This is a genomic window from Nocardia farcinica (genome assembly GCF_029867845.1).
In the GTDB taxonomy this organism is placed as follows: Bacteria; Actinomycetota; Actinomycetes; order Mycobacteriales; family Mycobacteriaceae; genus Nocardia; species Nocardia farcinica_A.
On sequence record NZ_JARWRU010000960.1, the window covers coordinates 1 to 3,094 of the forward strand.

Sequence of the window (3,094 nt, forward strand, 5' to 3'; positions counted from 1 at the left end):
TCCGGGGGCCCCCTCCCCCCCCCCCCCCCCCCCGCTCCTCGGGGTGAGTGACGGGACTCGAACCCGCGACAGCCAGGATCACAACCTGGTGCTCTACCAACTGAACTACACTCACCATCACCGGTAACAACCGGCGGCCTAGATAGTAGCGTGTCTACCCCGAAGTTCCCTAATCGGCCTTCGGCGCGCCTTCTACCTGCGGCTTCGCGGTGCTGTTTCCGGCAGGTTCCGCCGAGTCCCCGGCTGCGCGGGCGGCGTCCAGCTCGGCCACCACCGCGGCGATCTCGGCGGTGGACGGGCCCGGCTGCGGGACGAAGGCGGTGCGGCGGTAGTACTCGAGCTCGCGGATGGATTCCTTGATGTCGGCCAGGGCGCGGTGGGTCAGGCCCTTCTCCGGCTGGCCGAAGTAGATGCGCGGGTACCAGCGCCTGCACAGCTCCTTGATGGAGCTGACGTCGATCATGCGGTAGTGCAGGTGCGCGTCGAGGGCGGGCATGTCCCTGGCGATGAAGGCGCGGTCGGTGGCGATCGAGTTGCCCGCCAGCGGCACGGTGCGCGGAGTGGGCACGTACTGGCGGATGTAGTCGAGCACCATCTCCTCGGCCTCGGCCACCGTCACGGTGGACCGGCGCACCTCTTCGGTCAGGCCGGAGCGGGCGTGCATCTCGGTGACCACCGGCACCATGGCGGCCAGCGCCGCGTCGTCGGCGTGGATGACGATGTCCACACCCTCGCCGAGCACGTTGAGATCACTGTCGGTCACCAGCGCCGACACCTCGATCAGCTTGTCGCTGTCCAGGCGCAGCCCGGTCATCTCACAATCCATCCACACCACTAATTTGTCGGACACCCGGGCAACACTACTGCGCCCGTGCCGTCGGCGAACGGCTCGCGACACCAGCTGTCGCTCGCGCCGTGCGGCCTCCTGCCGGGGCTACAGTTTCGGCAGGGTCTCCGGTCGGACCGATCCCCAGCTACTCCGCTCGACCCGCTCCACCCCCGTCGCAGCACGGTCACGGCCGCCGGCCCGGTGTGCGGTTGCGAGTCGAAGTGCGGTTGAGAGTCGAGTAGACGGAGGACCTGCGATGACCACCCCCGAGCAGAAGGCGGCCAAGGCGCGTGAGGCGGCCGAGGAGGCCGCCAGGATCGCGGCGGAAGCGGCTGCGGCGGCGGAGGCCGCCGAGCGCGAACAGGCCGAACATCGGGCGGCGGAACACGAGGGGGCCGGTCAGGCGCTGGACGACGAGTCGAGCCGATCCGGCGCGCAGCGGCCCGCGCCGGATGAGGGCGCGACCGCATCCGTCGAAATGGCGACCGGGGCTGACGAGGCGGCGGCCGGGGGTGACGAGGCGGCGGCCGGGAATGACGCACCGGAAGCCGACGGCGGGAACGCGGCATCGGCGAGTGCCGCCGCGCGGGTGATCGCGGCGGGGTACGCGAGCGAGGGCCCCGCGGTGGAGCCCGGCACGGTGGTCGTGGCCGGCGTGGTCGATCCCGCCGCGCGGGTGCGTATCCCGTTGCGCACCATGAACCGCCACGGCCTGGTGGCGGGAGCCACCGGCACCGGCAAGACCAAGACCCTCCAGGGCATCGCCGAACAGCTCTCCCGCGCGGGGGTGGCAGTGGTGCTCGCCGACATCAAGGGCGACCTGTCCGGTCTGAGCGCTCCCGGCGTGAGCGACGAGAAGATCGCCGCGCGGGCCGCGGAGACCGGCGCGGCGGACTGGGCGCCGAGCGGATTCCCGACCGAATTCCTCTCCCTGGGCACCGGCGGCATCGGCGTGCCGGTGCGCGCCACCATCACCTCCTTCGGGCCGGTGCTGCTGAGCAAGGTGCTCGGCCTCAACGCCACCCAGGAGTCGACGCTCGGGCTGATCTTCCACTGGGCCGACCAGCAGGGCCTTGCCCTGCTCGACCTGAAGGATCTGCGCGCGGTCATCACCCACCTGACCAGCGCCGAGGGCAAGGCGGATCTGAAGGGCATCGGCGGGGTGTCGGCGCAGACGGCGGGGGTGATCCTGCGCGCGCTGGTCAATCTGGAGGCCGAGGGCGGCGACACGTTCTTCGGCGAGCCGGAGTTCGATCCGGCGGATCTGGTGCGCACCGCGGGCGGGCAGGGCGTGATCACGCTGTTCGAGCTGGGCGCGCAGGCCGCGCGGCCGGTGATGTTCTCGACCTTCCTGATGTGGGTGCTGGCCGAACTGTTCCAGACGCTGCCGGAGATCGGCGATGCCGACAAGCCCACGCTGGTGTTCATCTTCGACGAGGCGCACCTGCTGTTCGCCGATGCCTCCAAGGCGTTCATGGAGCAGGTGGAACAGACGGTCAAGTTGATCCGTTCCAAGGGCGTCGGGGTGTTCTTCTGCACCCAGCTGCCCACCGACATTCCGAATCCGGTACTCTCCCAGCTGGGTGCGCGCATCCAGCACGCGCTGCGGGCGTTCACCCCGGACGATCAGAAGGCGCTGGCGAAGACGGTGCGGACCTATCCGCGCACCGCGCACTACGACCTGGAGAAGGCGCTGACCTCGCTGGGCACCGGAGAGGCGATGGTGACCGTGCTGTCGGAGCGGGGTGCGCCGACGCCGGTGGCGTGGACCAGGATCGTGCCGCCGCGTTCGCTCATGGACACCATCGGTGAGTCGGCCATCTCCTCGCGGGCGCTGGCCGGTGGGTTGTCGGCGAAGTACCGCCAGACCATCGATCGGGAATCGGCGTCGGAGATCCTGGCGGCGAAGATGGCCGCGGTCGCGCCGGAGAAGCCGCAAGCGCCTGCCGCGCCGGGGGTTTCACCCAGTGCCGGGCGGGAGGAGACGGCCGCCGACCGGATCATGCGCAACCCGGCGGTCAAGAGTTTCCTGCGCTCGGCGGCGACGGCGGCCGGGCGGGAGATCACCCGCAGCCTGTTCGGCACCCGCCGTCGTCGCTGAGCGTTCGCTGCGCGGGGGCAGCTGATCTTGTCAGGTATCCGCACCGGGAATCGTTGCGGGAAAAGCGTTTCGAATAGAGCGGAGGCGCCCCCCCCCCCCCCCGGGGGGACCAACCGGGGGGGGGGGCGGGGGGCCGGGGGCGCGCGGGGGAGGCGCGCGCCTAG

General features: G+C 70.9%; 2 protein-coding genes and 1 tRNA gene. 1 reads left to right on the forward strand and 2 read right to left on the reverse strand.

Annotated elements, in window-relative coordinates:
• Positions 1-42: 42 nt before the first annotated feature.
• Positions 43-115, reverse strand: a tRNA-His gene (locus tag QH283_RS21160).
• Between the two features lie 54 nt (positions 116-169).
• Entirely contained in the window at positions 170-850 is a 681-nt protein-coding gene (gene orn, locus QH283_RS21165; protein ID WP_280504717.1) for an oligoribonuclease, read from the reverse strand.
• Positions 851-1,085: 235 nt separating this feature from the next.
• Between orn and QH283_RS21170 the strand changes: the two genes are divergently transcribed.
• On the forward strand, positions 1,086-2,930 hold the full coding sequence (locus QH283_RS21170; RefSeq protein ID WP_280504718.1) for a helicase HerA-like domain-containing protein: 1,845 nt from the start codon (positions 1,086-1,088) through the stop codon (positions 2,928-2,930).
• Positions 2,931-3,094: the final 164 nt, after the last annotated feature.